Origin of the sequence: Thermocrispum sp. (assembly GCF_002919275.1) — a bacterium.
GTDB classification, from domain to species: domain Bacteria; phylum Actinomycetota; class Actinomycetes; order Mycobacteriales; family Pseudonocardiaceae; genus Thermocrispum; species Thermocrispum agreste.
In genome coordinates, this window is record NZ_PKFA01000007.1 from 1 (window position 1) to 16,445 (window position 16,445).

Here is a 16,445-nt window from a genome sequence, read left to right on the forward strand (position 1 = left end):
TGTGCCGGGTCCGAGGGAGTGGCGGCGTGAGAGCGACTTCGCCAAGCCTGCAGTCGCGGTGAACGGTCGTCCCAGCGCGCGGGCCGCTCGGCCCGGCCGTTGCCGCGCGCGGCAGCCGGGACCTCGGTGGCCGCCTCCGCGGGCGCCTCCGGCTCCACCGGCTCGACCTGCGCGTTGAACAGGATGCCGACGACCTCTTCCTTCAGCGAGTCCAGCATGGCCTGGAACATGTCGTAGCCTTCGCGCTGGTACTCGATGACCGGGTCCTTCTGCGCGTACGCCCGCAGCGAGATGCCCTCCTTGAGGTAGTCCATCTCGTACAGGTGCTCGCGCCACTTGCGGTCCAGCACCATCAGCACGACGTGGCGCTCCAGCTCCCGCATCGCGCCTTCGCCGCGCTTGCTGTCGATCTCCGCCTCGCGGCGTTCGTAGGCCTTCCTGGCGTCTTCGACCAGGGCGTCGCGCAGCTGCTCCTTGGTGAGGTCCGGATGGCTGCTCTCGATCTCGTCCCAGGTCACCGACACCGGGTAGAGGGTGCGCAGGTTCGTCCACAGCTTCTCGTGGTCCCAGTCCTCCGCGTACCCCTCGGCGGCGACCTCCTCCACGTAGTCGGTGATGACGTCGTGGATCATGTGCAGGCACTGCTCGCGGAGATCCTCGCCCTCCAGCACCCGGCGGCGCTCGGCGTAGACCACCTTGCGCTGCTGGTTCATCACCTCGTCGTACTTGAGGACGTTCTTGCGGATCTCCATGTTCATCTGCTCGACCTGCGCCTGGGCCGACTTGATGGCGCGAGTGACCATCTTGGCCTCGATCGGCTGGTCGTCGGGCAGACGCATGGTCGTCATGACCCGCTCCACCATGGACGCGTTGAACCGCCGCATCAGTTCGTCCTGCAGCGACAGGTAGAAGCGGGACTCACCCGGGTCACCCTGACGTCCGGACCGGCCGCGCAGCTGGTTGTCGATCCGGCGCGACTCGTGCCGTTCGGTGCCCAGCACGTACAGGCCGCCGGCTTTGATGACCTCTTCGGCCTCGCGCTTGCTCTCCGCGATGGCCTTCTCGTGCTCGGCCGGGTAGGCGGCCTCGTACTCCTCGGGGGTCTCGACCGGGTCCAGGCCGCGCTCGCGCAGCGCCTGGTCGGCAAGGATCTCCGGGTTGCCGCCCAGCACGATGTCGGTGCCTCGGCCCGCCATGTTGGTGGCGACCGTGACCGCGCCCTTCTTCCCCGCCTTGGCGACGATCAACGCTTCCCGCTCGTGGTGCTTGGCGTTCAGCACCTCGTGCGGGATGCCGCGCTTGAGCAGCAGCTTCGACAAGTACTCCGAGCGCTCGACACTGGTCGTACCGACCAAGACCGGCTGGCCCTTGGCGTGCCGCTCGGCGATGTCGTCGGCAACCGCCTCGAACTTGGCCTCCTCGGTCTTGTAGATCAGATCCGGCATGTCCTTGCGGATCATCGGCTTGTTGGTCGGGATCGGGACCACGCCGAGCTTGTAGGTCTGCTGGAACTCCGCCGCCTCGGTTTCGGCGGTACCGGTCATGCCCGCCAGCTTCTCGTAGAGCCGGAAGTAGTTCTGCAGCGTGATGGTGGCCAGCGTCTGGTTCTCGGCCCTGATCTCGACGCCTTCCTTGGCCTCGATCGCCTGGTGCAGGCCTTCGTTGTACCGGCGGCCGGCCAGCACGCGGCCGGTGAACTCGTCGACGATGAGGACCTCGCCGTTGCGGACGATGTAGTCCTTGTCCCGCTTGAACAGCTCCTTGGCCTTCAGCGCGTTGTTCAGGTAGCCGATCAGCGGGGTGTTGGCCACCTCGTAGAGGTTGTCGATGCCCAGCTGGTCCTCGACGAACTCGACACCCTTCTCGGTGACACCGATGGCGCGCTTGCGCTCGTCCACCTCGTAGTGCACGTCCCGCTTCATCAGCGGCGCCAGGCGGGCGAACTCCTGGTACCAGCGCGAGGACTGGTCCGCGGGCCCGGAGATGATCAGCGGGGTCCTGGCCTCGTCGATGAGGATCGAGTCCACCTCGTCCACGATGGCGTAGTGGTGGCCACGCTGGACGCACTCGTCCAGGCTCCACGCCATGTTGTCGCGCAGGTAGTCGAAGCCGAACTCGTTGTTGGTGCCGTAGGTGATGTCGGCGTTGTAGGCGGCCCGCCGCTCGTCCGGCGACATGTGCGCCAGGATCACGCCGACCTCCAGGCCGAGGAAGCGGTGCACCCGGCCCATCCACTCGGCGTCGCGCTTGGCCAGGTAGTCGTTGACCGTGACGACGTGCACGCCTTTGCCGGAGATCGCGTTCAGGTAGGCGGGCAGCACACAGGTCAGCGTCTTGCCTTCACCGGTCTTCATCTCGGCGACCTGACCGAGGTGCAACGCGGCGCCGCCCATCACCTGCACGTCGTAGTGCCGCTGGCCGAGCACGCGGGACGCGGCCTCCCGGGCGACCGCGAACGCCTCGGGGAGCAGGTCGTCCAGCGACTCCCCCTTGGCGTGGCGTTCCCGGAATTCGTCTGTCTTCGCCCGCAGCTGCGCATCGGACAGGGGCTTGACGTCGTCTTCGAGGGCGTTGACCGAGTCGGCGATGTACTTCAGGCGCTTGACCCGTTTACCCTCACCCGCTCGCAGCAGGCGGCTCAAAACCATTCCGGCTCGACCTCACTGAGTATTGCTGTCGTTCACGGTGCATGAAGCTGGTTGTCCATCGTAGTGGGCAACCAGTGAGAACAACGGTCGCCTCGAGGTGAATAGTTCCTCTTCGTACACCGACTTTCGTCGTCAACCTACCTTGCCGCCGCGTCGCACCGGCCGGAACGGCCCGATGCCCCGAGCCGGTTCACGGCATCGGGGCATCGGTGCATCAAGGGTTGCTGCCTGGCCTCAGCCCAGCCTGATCACCCCGTAGTCGAATCCTTTCCTGCGGTAGACCACGCTCGGTTTGCCGGTCTCCGAGCAGTTGAACAGGTAGAAGTCGTGTCCCACCAGTTCCATCTCGTAAAGGGCCTGGTCGACCGTCATCGGCGTGGCGGGATGGGTCTTCTCCCGCACGATGCGGCCCGGCTCGTGTACCTCGACTCCGTCGTCCCAGCGCTTCTGCTCGGGGACGGTGACCTCGTCCGTTTCCTGGTCCTCGACCGCGGCGCGTGGCGCCGGCGCCTCGAGTACCGCCGTGGATGCCCGGCGCTTGCCGTTTGCCGAACCACCTGCGGCTGCCGCCGCGGTGGCCTCCGCAACCGACTCGGGGCATCGCCTCCCGTAACTCACCCTCCTGCGGTCGTGCATCCGGCGCATGCGGTTCTCCAGCTTGTTCACCGCTGCGTCCAGTGCCGCGTAAAAGTCACCTGCCGTGGCCTCGGCGCGGACCGGCGAACCCTTGCCCATGCCGGTGATCTCGACGCGCTGGCAGTTCTTGAGCTGACGACGGTTCGGCTCGTGGAACAACTCGACGTCGAATCGGATGATCTTCCTGTCGTAGCGCGCGAGGCGGGCCAGCTTGTCGCTGACGTGGATCCGATAGTGGTCGGGTACCTCGACGTTGCGGCCCTTCACGACGATGTCCATTCACGACCTCCCTAGCTCGCGATGCGAGCTCTGTGATCAACGGGGCTCGGTACCAGTACGTCGATCAGCTCACCGGCACCGAAGGGACATGGACTGTTCACCTCCTCGTGCCTGGCAGGATTCGGGGGGAACCTGATAGCGCAGCACGTTAGCTGCTGACGTCCATGAACAACAGCCCCCGGTGCGGGGGATAGAAAGCCGTGGTGCATAATGCGCGATCCTCGCGCTGCGCGACCCGCAACCGGCGAAACCGACAGGTTGATCGGCCACTCGAGTGGCCTGGATCTCACCCGCACGGAGCAAAGTCACCGGAAACCAGCGGCTCCGGGTAACAATTTGGCCTCGAGGCCACGCGACGCCCACAGGGGTGAATTCCGACTGACGACCGCCTTGTGACCGAGGCCTCACACCCGGACAACGATGCACGAATGCCGGTAGTTCCCAGTCGGCACAGCCGATAGTTCCCACCCGGCGCAGCCGACTGTCCTCAACCGGTACAGCCGACCGCCCCCGGTCGACCCAGGCGGCAGTCCCCGGACGACACAGGCAATAGTTCCCAGTCGGCACAGCACGCGGTCTCCGGGTCGGCGCAGCGGGCACCCCCCGTCGGTGCGGTCGACGTTCCCCGGTCGGCACAGCCGACAGAATCCGTTCGCTCCGGCACTACCGGATCGCCACATCTGCGGGGGCGGGTCTCCCCTGGCCCCCGCGTCACCGCAGGACATCCACCAGATCGCCACCTCTGCGGGGGCGCGTCGCACCGCCCGAGCGTCGCCCCTCCTCTCTCCTTCTCGCCCTCTCGCGCCGCCCCTCCCCGCGGCCTGCGATACCCGGCCCCGCGCCGACGGAAGTCGGTCACTGCACCCACCGGAAAGCCTGCGGCGATGTCAGCGTCAGGACAGCAGCAACCACCACTTTCGCCGTGTCGAGCACCCGCACGGCCTCAGCGGCCGTGGCACCGGTCGTCAGCACGTCATCGAGCACGACGACCTCGGTGCCGGCGGCGGGACATCCATCGCGGACGACTCGCATCCGGCCGGCAAGGTTCGCAGCTCGCGCCACGGCATCCAGACCAACGGCGTCCCGCACTCCGGAGGTCAGGCGAAGCGCGGGCGCCACCGCGGTCGGTACGCCAGCTGATGCCAACTCCGCAGCGCACGCCTCGGCAAGCCGGAGAACATGCTGCCCGCCACGCATTCGCGCGGCTGCCTTCGTGGACGGGACCGGCACCAGAACGACCGCGTCCTCGGCCGGCTCGGTTCGCGGGCGGCTGTCCGGCGACCCACGATCCGCAGCGCCGGGACCGTCGCGAGCCCTGCCGGACGGACGACACCCCGTACCACTGTTCCGACCGCTATCGACTTGGATGCCCACTGCGGCCCGGTCTCGTTGCGATGTCCCGGCCCGGACCTCGCCATCGCCCTGGAAACTCCCGGTGCGCAGGCCGAGCACCCCATCGGCCAGCACGCGGCCCAGCACTCGCGCGAGGTCGCGGCGTCCCCGCTCTTTGTAGGCCAACACCAGCTGACGTGCCGGACCGCGGTAGCCGGCCATGGTGAAAGCGGGAACGCCGCACGGCAGCGGGCGCGGCACCGGCAATGGGCCGGTGAACTCGCTCAGGCACCGGTCGCAGCATGCAGAGCCGACCGCGCCACAGGCGGCACAGCGGACAGGGAAGATCAGATCGAGCAAGCGCATGCACCCAGGATCGGGCCGCTTCACCGCATTGACGAGACCTCGCACCGGATACCCGACGCGAGTGGACCAGTCGTCGGCGTTTCGGCGCGCGAATGGCGCCGTATGTGCGGTCAGCCGGGGAAGAAGGGTGACTCCATGCCCTCTTGCGTGTTCCGCTGGGAATCCCACGGCTCGCCGGTGGACGACACGGTCCACAGGCCGTTCTCGTCCGCGGCGAGCACCCGGCCGTTGGGCAGAGCGGTGATCCCCTTGACCGGCGGCTGGAGGTTCGCAGCGTTGTACACCGCGGAGGTGAAGCCATCAACCGACACCTGGATCACGGGCTGGGAGGAGGAGTCCGTGGCGACGACGAGCTCGTGCTGGGTCATCCAGTCCACGTCCTTGATGTCGGCCAGTATCGACTGCTGGAGGATGCGCGGCGTGGTCAACGAGACGGTGCTGGCGGTGCGCTTGACCGCGGCGATGACCAGCTTCCCGTCGGCGACCATGGCGGCCCTGGTGCCGTCCCTGGACAAGCGGAACGCGGTGATCCGGCCGAAATTCCGCAGCTCCTTCGAGTCGACCGTCCTGGGCACCCAGGCACCGTCCGGCGTCAGCTGCGCGCGCACGACCCGCTTGCCGTCCACCACGGTCCACACCTCGTAGCTCACCTTGTTCTCCGGGTAGGCCGGCTGCCAGGTCGGACGGGTCATGCTCTTGCCGCGGATGTTCACCGGCGCGAGCTGTTTGCCCAGCTCCCCCACCCGCAAGCGGAGGTCGTGGCCGACCCGCTCCACCAGCGCGAGCTGGCCGCCTTCCAGCGATTGCGCGGCGCTGACCACGTTGTACCCGCCCGCCCCCGCGGGGCCCGGCATCGGGTCGCCGTCCTTCAACGAGTAGATCCTGCCGTTCAGCACGGCGTAGCCGTCGCTGTCGGCGATCTTCGGTGTCGCAGGCTTCAAGTCGCTGCGTCGCCAGTCGGTACGGTCCGGAAGCAACGGCTTGCCGTCCGACTGCAAGCGCACCAGGTCGACGTTCTCCAGCGACATGACGACCTGGGTGACGATGCGCCTGCGCTCCTCGGTGCTCACGCCGACCAGGCCGGTCAGTGGCACCTCGACGGCGGTCCCCACCTCGCGCACGTTGGTCTCCATCGTCGCGGCCGACAGCGGGTCCTCCACCGCGCCGCGAATAGAGTACGACGGGCCGTGCATGAGCAGGTGCATGATGCGGCTGGTCAGGCCTTCAGCGGGTTGCGCCGCCACGTATCGCAGGTCGGGGACCAGCACGTCGCTGTTCGGCGCGTAGAAGTACAGCCGCGTGGTGAAGAAGTTCTTGCTGAACTGCTCGCGGTTGGTGATCACCAAGCTGGGCAGCTCGACGATCCGCCATTCGCCGGTGTCCGGCTGCCTGCGCAGCCGCAGCTTCTTCTCCAACGGCTCGTTCTGCGGGGTGAACGAGCGATCCGGCCCGAGCTTGCCGATCATGTTCCCGACCAGCGTGATGACGGTTTCGTTCTCGTCATCGGGCTGCTCGGCTTGCGGGGCCCGGATGGTGTTGAAGTTGTCGTCGAGGATGAGGATTTCGCTGCGCGGCTTCCACTGCTTGGCCACCTCTGGAGCGAGGTACTGGCGCGACGCCGCGTGCAGGTCGGCTTCCTGGGCGTTCGCCTCCACGAAGGCACGCACGACGTCCGCCGCAGGCAGGTTCTTCTCCGGCGGCTGCAAACCCTCGGTGACCTCCGGACCGGTCGGAGCCGCACGGATGGCCTGCGGCTTGGTCTCCAACGGCAGGTTCGCGCAACCGGCCGAAGCCAGTGCAACGACCACGGCGAGCACACCGAGCTTGCGCGACCTCATCGGCTCACCTCCGCACGATCTCCGCCCAGGCCGGCGTCGTCGCCGGCGGGCAGCGCCGCCCGGCCGTTCGGGGAGCTGCCCGGCGGATCCGGCGGCAGCGGGAGCGGGCTGCTGGTGATGTCCTTTCCTTGCTCACGGGGCAACGTCAGCCGGAAGCAGGCGCCCTTGCCGGGCTCACCCCATGCCACGAGTTCGCCACCGTGCAGCCGGGCGTCCTCCTGGCTGATGGACAGACCGAGGCCGGTGCCGCCGGTGTGCCGGTTCCGCGACGGGTCGGCGCGCCAGAACCGGTTGAACACCAGTTCTTCCTCTCCGGGCCGCAGTCCGACGCCGTAGTCGCGCACGGCGACGGCGACCGCGTCGTCGCTGACCCCCATGAACAACCGGATCGGCCGCCCCTCCCCGTGGTCGACCGCGTTGGCCAGCAGGTTGCGCAGGATGCGCTCCACCCGCCGCGCGTCGACTTCGGCCGTCGCCTCGGTGTCGGGCATCACCAGCTCGATCGGCGATCCGGCGTTGTCGGCGAGCACGCGCACCTGCTCCCGTACGCGTTCGACGATGGAGCGCAGGTCGATGTACTCGGCCGCCAGTTCCTCCACACCGGCGTCCAGCCGGCTGATCTCGAGCAGGTCGCCGAGCAGCTCCTCGAAGCGGTCCAGCTCGTCCACCAACAGTTCCGCGGAGCGGGCCAGGCCGGGTGGGAACTGTTCGCGCGACGCGTGCAGCACGTCCGCGGCCATCCGGACGGTGGTCAACGGCGTGCGCAGCTCGTGCGAGACGTCCGAGGTGAACCGCCGCTGCAGCTGCCCGAACTCCTCCAGCTGCTGGATCTGCTGCTGGATGCTCTCGGCCATCTCGTTGTAGGAGACGGCGAGCTTGGACAAATCGTCCGTGCCCGCCACGGGCAGCCGCTGGTCGAAATCACCCTCGGCGAAGCGGGCGGCCGCGGTCGCGGCGCGGCGCACCGGGATCACCACCTGCCTGGTCACCAGGTTGGCGATGCTGGCGACCAACAGCAGCAACACGAACCCGCCGACCAGGAACGTGTTCTGCACCGTGTTCACGGTGTTCTGCTCCGCGGTCAGCGGGAACAGCAGGTAGAGCTGGAGCGGACGGCCGGTCGCCGCGGTCATCGGCTCGCCGATGATCAGATACGTCTTGCCCTCGACGGTGTGGATCTGCTTGGCCTCCTGGCGTTGTTCCACGAAGCGGCGCAGGTCCTCGGGGACCTTCCAATAGTCCCCGGCGGCGATCGGCTCGTCACTGCCGGGCACGGTGCCGCCGACAAGCACCGGCTCGAAGATGCCCGCCGCCGAGCCTTCCGGGTCCTGCACCGACGGCGCCGAGAAGGTGATCTGCTTGCGCGCGTTGACCAAACGCTCGCCAAGCGTCTCCGGCGAGATGTCCACGCCCGCCAGCTCGCGGCGTGCCGTCTCCAGCACCGAGCGGGCCTGCGCCAGCGCCGCCTTCTCCTTGGCGTCCAGCAGCCGTTCGGCGATCTGGTACTGCAGCACCATGACCAGCACGAAAACCACCGCGGACGACAACGCCAGCGTCGACGCGGTGACCCGGAACTGCAGGGAACTACGCCACAGATCGCCGATGGCTGCCATGCGCGCGCGACCGAACGCCACAATTCGGCCGATGATCCGACCGAACCGACGACCGACGTCACTCACCTGCACGCATACAGCCTAGATCCGCAGGGTGGCGGCTTACGGCGGGCCGGCCTTGTAGCCGACGCCACGCACCGTCAGCACCACCTCGGGATGCTCCGGATCGCGCTCCACCTTGGACCGCAACCGCTGGACGTGCACGTTCACCAGTCGCGTGTCGGCCGCGTGCCGGTAGCCCCACACCTGCTCCAGCAGCACCTCGCGGGTGAACACCTGGCGCGGCTTGCGGGCCAGCGCGACCAGCAGGTCGAACTCCAACGGGGTGAGCTGGATCTGCTTGCCGTCCCTGGTCACCTCGTGACCGGGGACGTCGATGACCAGGTCGCCGATGGTGAGCTTTTCCGCGGGCTCGGACTCCAGCCGCCGCAACCGCGCGCGCACCCGCGCGACCAGCTCCTTCGGCTTGAACGGCTTGACCACGTAGTCGTCGGCGCCGGACTCCAGGCCGAGCACGACGTCCACGGTGTCGCTCTTCGCGGTCAGCATCACGATCGGCACACCGGACTCGGCACGGATCGCCTTGCACACGTCGATGCCGTTCATGCCCGGCAGCATCAGGTCGAGCAGCACCAGATCCGGCTTCAGCTCGCGTACCGCGGGCAATGCCCGGGAGCCGTCCGCCACCACAGCGGTGTCGAAACCCTCACCGCGCAGCACGATGGTGAGCATCTCGGCGAGGGCCGGATCGTCATCGACTACCAGTACGCGTGCCTTCATGACCCTATGTTCGCACTTTCGGTGTGATCTGTTCCGTCAGGCCCCAGTGGTGTCGCGCTCACCCCGGCGTCGAGCGGCATCGCTCTGGTCCGTTCGGGTGATCATGCGCCGAATCCCAGGTCGGCGGCGAGCCGTCGCACATCGACCGAATGCTCGGCGTCGACGACGTACCAACCGGACAGCCACGACGTTTCGGCGAGCTCATCGTAGACCGCTGCCACCCTGGCCTGGAGATCTCCGTCCGCTTCGTAGGTGTCCCTGCCCCTGGCCGCGTCGGCGGCGGCGCGGCTGCGAGCGCGTTCGCCGGCCACCTCGGGAGGCACCCGCAGCAAGATCTGCGCGTCGGGCACGGGGACACCGAACCGCTCGATCTCGAGCTGGTACACCCAGGAGACGAACTCGCCGTCGACACCTTGCCCCAGCCGGGCTGCCCCGTATGCGGCGTTGGACGCGACGTATCGATCGACGAGTACGACATCGTGGTGCTTGGCGGCCTCACGTAGTTCGTCGGCCGCCGCCCGCCGGTCGAGGGCGAACAGGAGCTGGAAGCCGTAGACCGAGTCGGTGAGGTCACCCAGGCGGCCGTGCAGGCCGTCACGGATGAGGTCGGCGTGCACGTCCACGCCGTAGCGTGGGAAGGCCACTGTGTGGACGGTCGCGTCGAGGGCCTCCAGATGCGCCTTCAGCGCAGTCGTCACGGTGTTCTTGCCCGCACCGTCCAGGCCCTCGATGACCAGCAGTTCTCCCACGGCCATGAGCCTACGACCCGAGCCGGTGCCTGCCGCACGCAGAGCGGGAGAGACCAACACGGTGCTTCGCCACGCAGGCAAACCGAGCACGGCGACTCCGCCAAGCCGGCGCCGAACACGGCCACGTCCACGCGAGCCCAGCCGCGATGACCCCGAGCCCAGCCGCGATGACGCCGAACAAAGACGGATTCCCAGGCTTGCCGACTGAGCTCGGAACCCACGCCGCACAGTGGGGTCGGCGCAAGCCCGTTACCACGACGCGCCGAGTAGCCGGCTGACCGCAGCGATTCCCGGCAAACAGACCGAGAACGAGGCACCCGTGTTGCGGACGGGCGAGCGGCATCGGGCCGGGCCGCACCCGGGACAAGCAACATCCGGCCGCAGCACACCCAGGACAAGCAGCATCGGACTGGGCGGCACCGGCCGATGGGCAACCCCACCGGAGATCGGCAGGCTGCACGGCACGCGGGGCGCCGCTCGACCCCTCGCGCCAACGACGAGAACTGTGCCTGGACGCACGGCCACACCGCGCGGCCACAACCGGAACGGCACCCTGTCCCGCGCTCCAACGACGCAACTCGACACACCGCACACCGCGCGGCCACAACCGGAACGGCACCGGGGCGACAGCCGGAACGGCATCCCGCCTGGCGACACCGACAAACGGAACAGCGCGCGGCAGGCGCCAACCGGACAGGCGCGCGGCAGGCGCCAACCGGACGGGCGCCCGGCACACGCGACGCGACAGCCGAACCAGCGCCTGGGATGACACCGGACAGCGCCTGGAACGACACCGACAACCTTGGCGGCTGCCGGGACGGCGCCACGGTCATGACCGTGCCCCAGCGACACGGCCGCCACCTGCCGACAGCGAAACACCCCGGGCCGAACACCGCTCCGGCCCGCGAGGGCGCGCCGAACCCCGGTGCCGCTAGTGCCTCAGCCACACCGCCCGCGCGCATACCGGGCACCGGGCACGGCAGACCCATGTACCGGGCGAGCAGCGAACAGTCGCGCAGCAACAGCGGGCACACAGCACGGCACCGGCACGCTGACAGCAAACCCGCAGCACAGCACCTGTGCAGTCGCCGCGGACGCGCACGCCCCCACTCGCCGCCCCCACTCGCCGCCGTCGCTCGCGGCGCCGAGCGGGCCTGCGGTGGCGCCGAAGCTCAGTACCGGTAATGCTCCGGCTTGAACGGGCCCTCGACGTCGACGTCGATGTACTCCGCCTGCTCCTTCGTCAGCTTGGTCAGCTCGCCGCCGAGCGCCTGCAGATGGATCCTCGCCACCTTCTCGTCCAGCTTCTTCGGCAGCCGGTACACCTCGTTGTCGTACTCCTCGTGCTTGGTGAACAGCTCGATCTGCGCGATCACCTGGTTGGAGAAGCTGTTCGACATCACGAAGCTCGGGTGCCCGGTCGCGTTGCCCAAGTTGAGCAGCCGACCCTCGCTCAACACGATGATCGACTTGCCGTCCGGGAACACCCACTCGTCGACCTGCGGCTTGATGTTGATCTTCCGGATGCCCGGGTAGCGGGCCAGGCCCGCCATGTCCAGCTCGTTGTCGAAGTGGCCGATGTTGCCCAGGATCGCCTTGTCCTTCATCCGGGACATGTGCTCGACCGTGACCACGTCCCGGTTTCCGGTCGCGGTGATCACGATGTCGGCGATGGACACCACCGACTCCAGCCGCTTGACCTCGTAACCGTCCATCGCGGCCTGCAGTGCGCAGATCGGGTCGATCTCGGTGACGATCACCCGCGCGCCCTGCCCGCGCAGCGATTCGGCAGCGCCCTTGCCCACGTCGCCGTAGCCGCAGACCACCGCCACCTTGCCGCCGATCAGCACGTCGGTGGCCCGGTTGATGCCGTCGATCAGCGAGTGCCGGATCCCGTACCGGTTGTCGAACTTCGACTTGGTCACCGAGTCGTTCACGTTGATCGCCGGGAACAGCAGCTCACCCTGCGAAGCCATCTGGGTCAGCCGCAGCACCCCGGTGGTGGTCTCCTCGGTGACACCGCGGATGCCCTGGGCGATCCGGGTCCACTTCTTCGGGTCGGCCGCCAGCGACGCCCGCAGCCGCTCCAGGACGATGTTCCACTCCTCCGAGTTCTCCTCGTCGGCAGGCGGAACGACCCCGGCATCCTCGAACTGCTTGCCCTTGTGCACCAGCAGGGTGGCGTCGCCGCCGTCGTCCAGGATCATGTTCGGCCCGCCGTCCGGCCAGGTGAGCATCTTCTCGGTGCACCACCAGTAGTCCTGCAGCGTCTCGCCCTTCCACGCGAACACCGGAACGCCCTGCGGCTCGTCCACCGTTCCGTGCGGCCCGACGACGACCGCGGCCGCGGCGTGGTCCTGCGTGGAGAAGATGTTGCAGGACGCCCAGCGAACCTCCGCACCGAGCGCCACCAGGGTCTCGATGAGCACCGCGGTCTGCACCGTCATGTGCAGCGACCCGGAGATCCGCGCCCCACGCAGCGGGTAGACCTCGGAGTACTCCTCACGCAGCGCCATCAGGCCCGGCATCTCGTGCTCGGCCAGCCGGATCTCCTTCCGGCCGAACTCGGCGAGCTCCAGGTCGGCAACGGCGAACTCGATGCCGTTGCGCGTCTGCACCGGTACCGACGGCGTGTTTTCTGCGGTCATAAGGCGTTTCCTCCATGCGTGGTCGTCCATCGAACACTACCGTGGGCCTGCCGGTGGAAGACCGGCGTGGTGCCGCCGCCCACCCGGCGCCGGCCAGCCAAACCGAGCCATCCGACCGACACCGAAGGACCGCTGGTCATCCATGTCCCCCAGGTCACTGCCCGGCCACGACACCCGAGTGGTCGAGCTGCGCGTCCCCGGCCTGGTCGGCGTCACCGGCGAGCAGCTGCTGGACTCGGTCGCGACGGTCACGGTCGACGGCGACGCGGCGGGCGAGCTGGTGCGCCCGGCGGACCGGATGCGCAGACCGGCGCCCGGCCCCGTCCTGCAAGCGCTCGGCCGGTCGCTGCCCCGCACGCTGGAAGGCTACTTGTGGGGCAAGATGACCTCCGGCGGGGCGGTGAAGGCCACCTGGGCGCTGCTGTTCCCGTTCTCGCTGGCCAACGTCGCGCACGGCATGCTGCCCGCTCCCGCCGGCCGGCCGGGCCGCGTTCTGCTCGGCGTCTGCCGAGCGCTGCTGCGGGTCGTCGGCCTGCTGCTGACCGCCCTGCTGATCACCCAGCTCGGCGTGATCAGCCTCGACCTCATCGCCGCGCAATGCCTCGGCGGCACCGAGGACTGCCTGCCATGGGTACCCGGATGGCTGCGCGAGAGCGAACAGCTGCGCATGGCCATGGGCATACTGCCTCCCCTGGCCGTCGTCGTGGCGATGCATCGCGTGTCGGTGGTCAGCTGGCGCCACGCCGGAGTCAGACCTTCCGCCGCTGTCCGGCCGGGAGGCGAACGCTCGGGAACGCCACGGCGGCTTGCCGGTGACGTCCTCCGGCCAGGGCCGAACGCGGCGATCCTGCGGACATTGCACACTGTCACGTCGCTGCTGTGCGTGGCTTTGTTGCCACTCGGTGGCCCGTTCACCCGCCAGGACGATCCCCTGGCGCAGGTGGTGTGGATCGTCGACCTGGTGCTGCTGGTGCTCGTCTTCGTGGCCGTGGCCGCGCTCGACGACGTGGCCGCCGACCTGCGGCGCGTGTTTCCCCGGCCCGCGCGTGCCGTGGCGGTCGGTGTCGCCGGGCTGCTCGTGCCCGCCGCCGGGTTCGCCGGCTCCCCGCTGGGGGCGGGCCGCGCCGGGCTGGACTCGATGACCGAAGGCATCCTCGCCGCCCTGGTGCTGGCCTGGCTCGGCTTCGCGTCGCTGCTCGTGCCGTTGGCGTTGACCGCCCGGCGGGGGTGGAAGGACCTGCCGCACCGGCTGCGGCCGTGGCTGGGCGGCTGGGCCGCCGCGCCCACCGTGCTGCTGGCCTGCCTGATCGGCGCGGGCTTCGGCGCCGGGCTGGCCATCTCCGTTCGCGAACTGCTCGACGCCTCCGCGCTGGCCCTGCCCGACAGCTACCAGGGGATCACGTTGCTGTGGGGAGCCGGCACCATCGCCGCACTGGTGCTGTGGACCGGATTCCGGACGATCGCGCTCCCGCTGCGCAGGCGCCGCCGGGGCATCCCGCCGATCGTGCGGCTGCTGCACGACGACCACGAGGACCAAAAGGAAGCCGCACGCGCCTGGGCCACCGCGATCCTCGAGCGCAAGCACATGCACCGGCTGGTCGCGGCCCTCGCCCTGTTCCTCGCCGGGATCGCCGCCGTGCTCATCACCCGCCGGATCGCCGGCTGGGAGGTGCCGGTCGAGCTGCGCTTGCTGGACGACCTCGGCGTGGTGGCGCTGGGCGTGCTGGCTGCCGGGCTGCTCCGGGTCGTCTACACCGCCGCCCGGCAGGCCGGCCGCAGCAGGCACCTCGGCGCACTGGCCGACCTGGTGTTCTTCTGGCCTCGGCGGGCGCATCCCATCGTGCCCCCGTCCTACGCCCTCAAGGTCGTCCCCGACCTCGTCGAGCGGGCCCAGCACCACCTGGCGGAACCGAACACCAGGGTGGTGCTCGCCGGCTACAGCCACGGCGGTTTGCTCGCCCTGATCGCGGCCGCACGGCTGACCGACGTCTGCCCGCCCGACCAGGTCGAGCGCCTCGGCCTGATCACGGCGGGCACCCCGGCCCAGTGGGGCTACCAGCGAGCCTTCCCCAGCCTGCTGCCGACCGCCGAGCTCGCCGAGCTGTTCGGGCGCCTGGCCGGCCGCTGGCGCGGCCTGTGCCGGGGCACCGACCCATTCGGCGGCGGCGTCACCACGTGGCGGCACCAGGTGGTCGCGGGCAAACTGCTGGGCGTCGGCTACACCCCGGACGGCGACATCAGCCCGCTCGCCCCCGCGATCCGCGGCCCGTCGTCGGCGTTGATCATCGGCGGCGACCACTGGCTGGCCGACCCGGTCGCCCGCCAGCCCGACGTGGACCGGCGCTGGGCACCGGGCGTTCTCCGGCACAGCGACTACCTGGTCGACCCGGAATGGGATCACGCGGTCGCGATCGCCGCGGGCTTGGCACGGCCGGAGACAGCCGCCGCCAAACACGACGGCGAGCAGACGTCATGGCTCAGCGACCTGCCGCGCCTGCACTGAACCGCCGCTTGCGGGGCAGCACCCACGCGTCCCGGTGATCCGCCGGTTCAGCCCTGCTTCTCGCTGCCCGCCGCGTTCGCCGTGCCCTTGTCCGACGGCCCGGACAGCTGCCGGTCCAGGTCGGGCTCGAGATAGATCAGCCGGGCAGCAGGCACCTTGGCGCGCACCCTGGCCTCGGCTTCGTCGATGGCCCGCGCCACCTCGGGCAGCGACAACCGCGGAGTGAGCGCCAGCTTCGCGGCCACCAGCAACTCCTCCGGGCCCATGTACTGGGTCTTGATGTGGATGACCCGCTCGACGTTCTCCCCGGTTTCCAGCTCACCGACGATGGTCTTCAGCTCCTCCGGCGGCGAGCCCTCACCGATGAGCAGGCTCTTCATCTCGACCACCAGGATGATCGCGATGACGCCGAGCAGCACACCGATGCACACCGTGCCGACGCCGTCCCAGATCGGGTCCCCGGTCAGCACGGTCAGCCCGACACCGCCGAGCGCCAGCACCAGGCCGACCAGTGCGCCGGCGTCCTCCAGCAGCACCACCGGCAGCTCCGGCACCCTGGACTGCCGGATGAACTGCCACCACGAGGCGTCGCCCTTGAGCTTGGCCGACTCGACGATCGCGGTGCGGAAGCTGAACCCCTCCAGCGCGATCGCCACCACCAGGATGATCACCGCGACGATCGGCGAGTCCAGCTCGTGCGGCTCGGACAGCTTCTCGATGCCCTCGTAGAGCGCGAACAGCGAGCCCAGCGAGAACAGCATCAACGCGACGATGAACGACCAGAAGAACCGGTCCCGCCCGTAGCCGAACGGGTGCTGCAGGGTCGCCCGGCGCTTGGCGGTGCGCTGCCCGAGCAGCAGCAACCCCTGGTTGGTGGTGTCGGCGACCGAGTGAACCCCTTCGGCCAGCATCGACGACGACCCGGTGACCGCGGCACCGACGAACTTGGCCGTCGCGATACCCGCGTTGGCCAACAGCGCAGCGATGATGGCCCTGGTACTGCCCTCGGCGGCCACGCACGTCCTCCCTCACGTCCTTCGAAGTCGACGGGAG

The 16,445-nt window shown here is 69.1% G+C and carries 10 protein-coding genes; 1 reads left to right on the forward strand and 9 read right to left on the reverse strand.

The window, feature by feature from the left end:
- The 8 genes from secA to ahcY form a co-directional block, all read right to left on the reverse strand.
- A partial coding sequence (gene secA / locus CXP56_RS01465) for a preprotein translocase subunit SecA (protein WP_286899308.1) occupies positions 1-2,648 on the reverse strand: 2,648 nt, incomplete at its 3' end.
- 234 nt (positions 2,649-2,882) lie between these two features.
- Positions 2,883-3,563 (reverse strand): ribosome hibernation-promoting factor, HPF/YfiA family, encoded by a 681-nt coding sequence (gene hpf, locus CXP56_RS01470; RefSeq protein ID WP_028847691.1) that lies wholly within the window; start codon positions 3,561-3,563, stop codon positions 2,883-2,885.
- 855 nt (positions 3,564-4,418) lie between these two features.
- Positions 4,419-5,261 carry a ComF family protein gene (locus tag CXP56_RS01475; RefSeq protein WP_286899309.1) on the reverse strand — a complete coding sequence of 281 codons (843 nt, stop codon included), beginning with the start codon at positions 5,259-5,261 and terminating at the stop codon, positions 4,419-4,421.
- 110 nt (positions 5,262-5,371) lie between these two features.
- Complete coding sequence (locus CXP56_RS01480; protein ID WP_028847690.1) at positions 5,372-7,099, reverse strand: LpqB family beta-propeller domain-containing protein; 1,728 nt, start codon at positions 7,097-7,099, stop codon at positions 5,372-5,374.
- Positions 7,096-8,712 carry an MtrAB system histidine kinase MtrB gene (gene mtrB / locus CXP56_RS01485; RefSeq protein ID WP_051310253.1) on the reverse strand — a complete coding sequence of 539 codons (1,617 nt, stop codon included), beginning with the start codon at positions 8,710-8,712 and terminating at the stop codon, positions 7,096-7,098. Before mtrB ends, CXP56_RS01480 begins: the two co-directional genes overlap by 4 nt.
- Positions 8,713-8,814: 102 nt before the next feature.
- Positions 8,815-9,492 carry an MtrAB system response regulator MtrA gene (gene mtrA, locus CXP56_RS01490; RefSeq protein ID WP_028847689.1) on the reverse strand — a complete coding sequence of 226 codons (678 nt, stop codon included), beginning with the start codon at positions 9,490-9,492 and terminating at the stop codon, positions 8,815-8,817.
- 101 nt (positions 9,493-9,593) lie between these two features.
- Positions 9,594-10,241, reverse strand: a complete 648-nt coding sequence (locus CXP56_RS01495; RefSeq protein ID WP_028847688.1) for a dTMP kinase — start codon at positions 10,239-10,241, stop codon at positions 9,594-9,596.
- A gap of 1,172 nt (positions 10,242-11,413) precedes the next feature.
- A complete protein-coding gene (gene ahcY, locus CXP56_RS01500; protein ID WP_286899310.1) occupies positions 11,414-12,889 on the reverse strand; it encodes an adenosylhomocysteinase in 1,476 nt (491 codons plus the stop codon).
- Positions 12,890-13,031: 142 nt separating this feature from the next.
- Between ahcY and CXP56_RS01505 the strand changes: the two genes are divergently transcribed.
- Entirely contained in the window at positions 13,032-15,392 is a 2,361-nt protein-coding gene (locus CXP56_RS01505; RefSeq protein WP_286899311.1) for a hypothetical protein, read from the forward strand.
- Between the two features lie 47 nt (positions 15,393-15,439).
- Here CXP56_RS01505 and CXP56_RS01510 read toward each other — a convergent pair whose 3' ends face one another.
- Positions 15,440-16,408 (reverse strand): cation diffusion facilitator family transporter, encoded by a 969-nt coding sequence (locus CXP56_RS01510; protein WP_051310158.1) that lies wholly within the window; start codon positions 16,406-16,408, stop codon positions 15,440-15,442.
- Positions 16,409-16,445 lie beyond the last annotated feature (37 nt).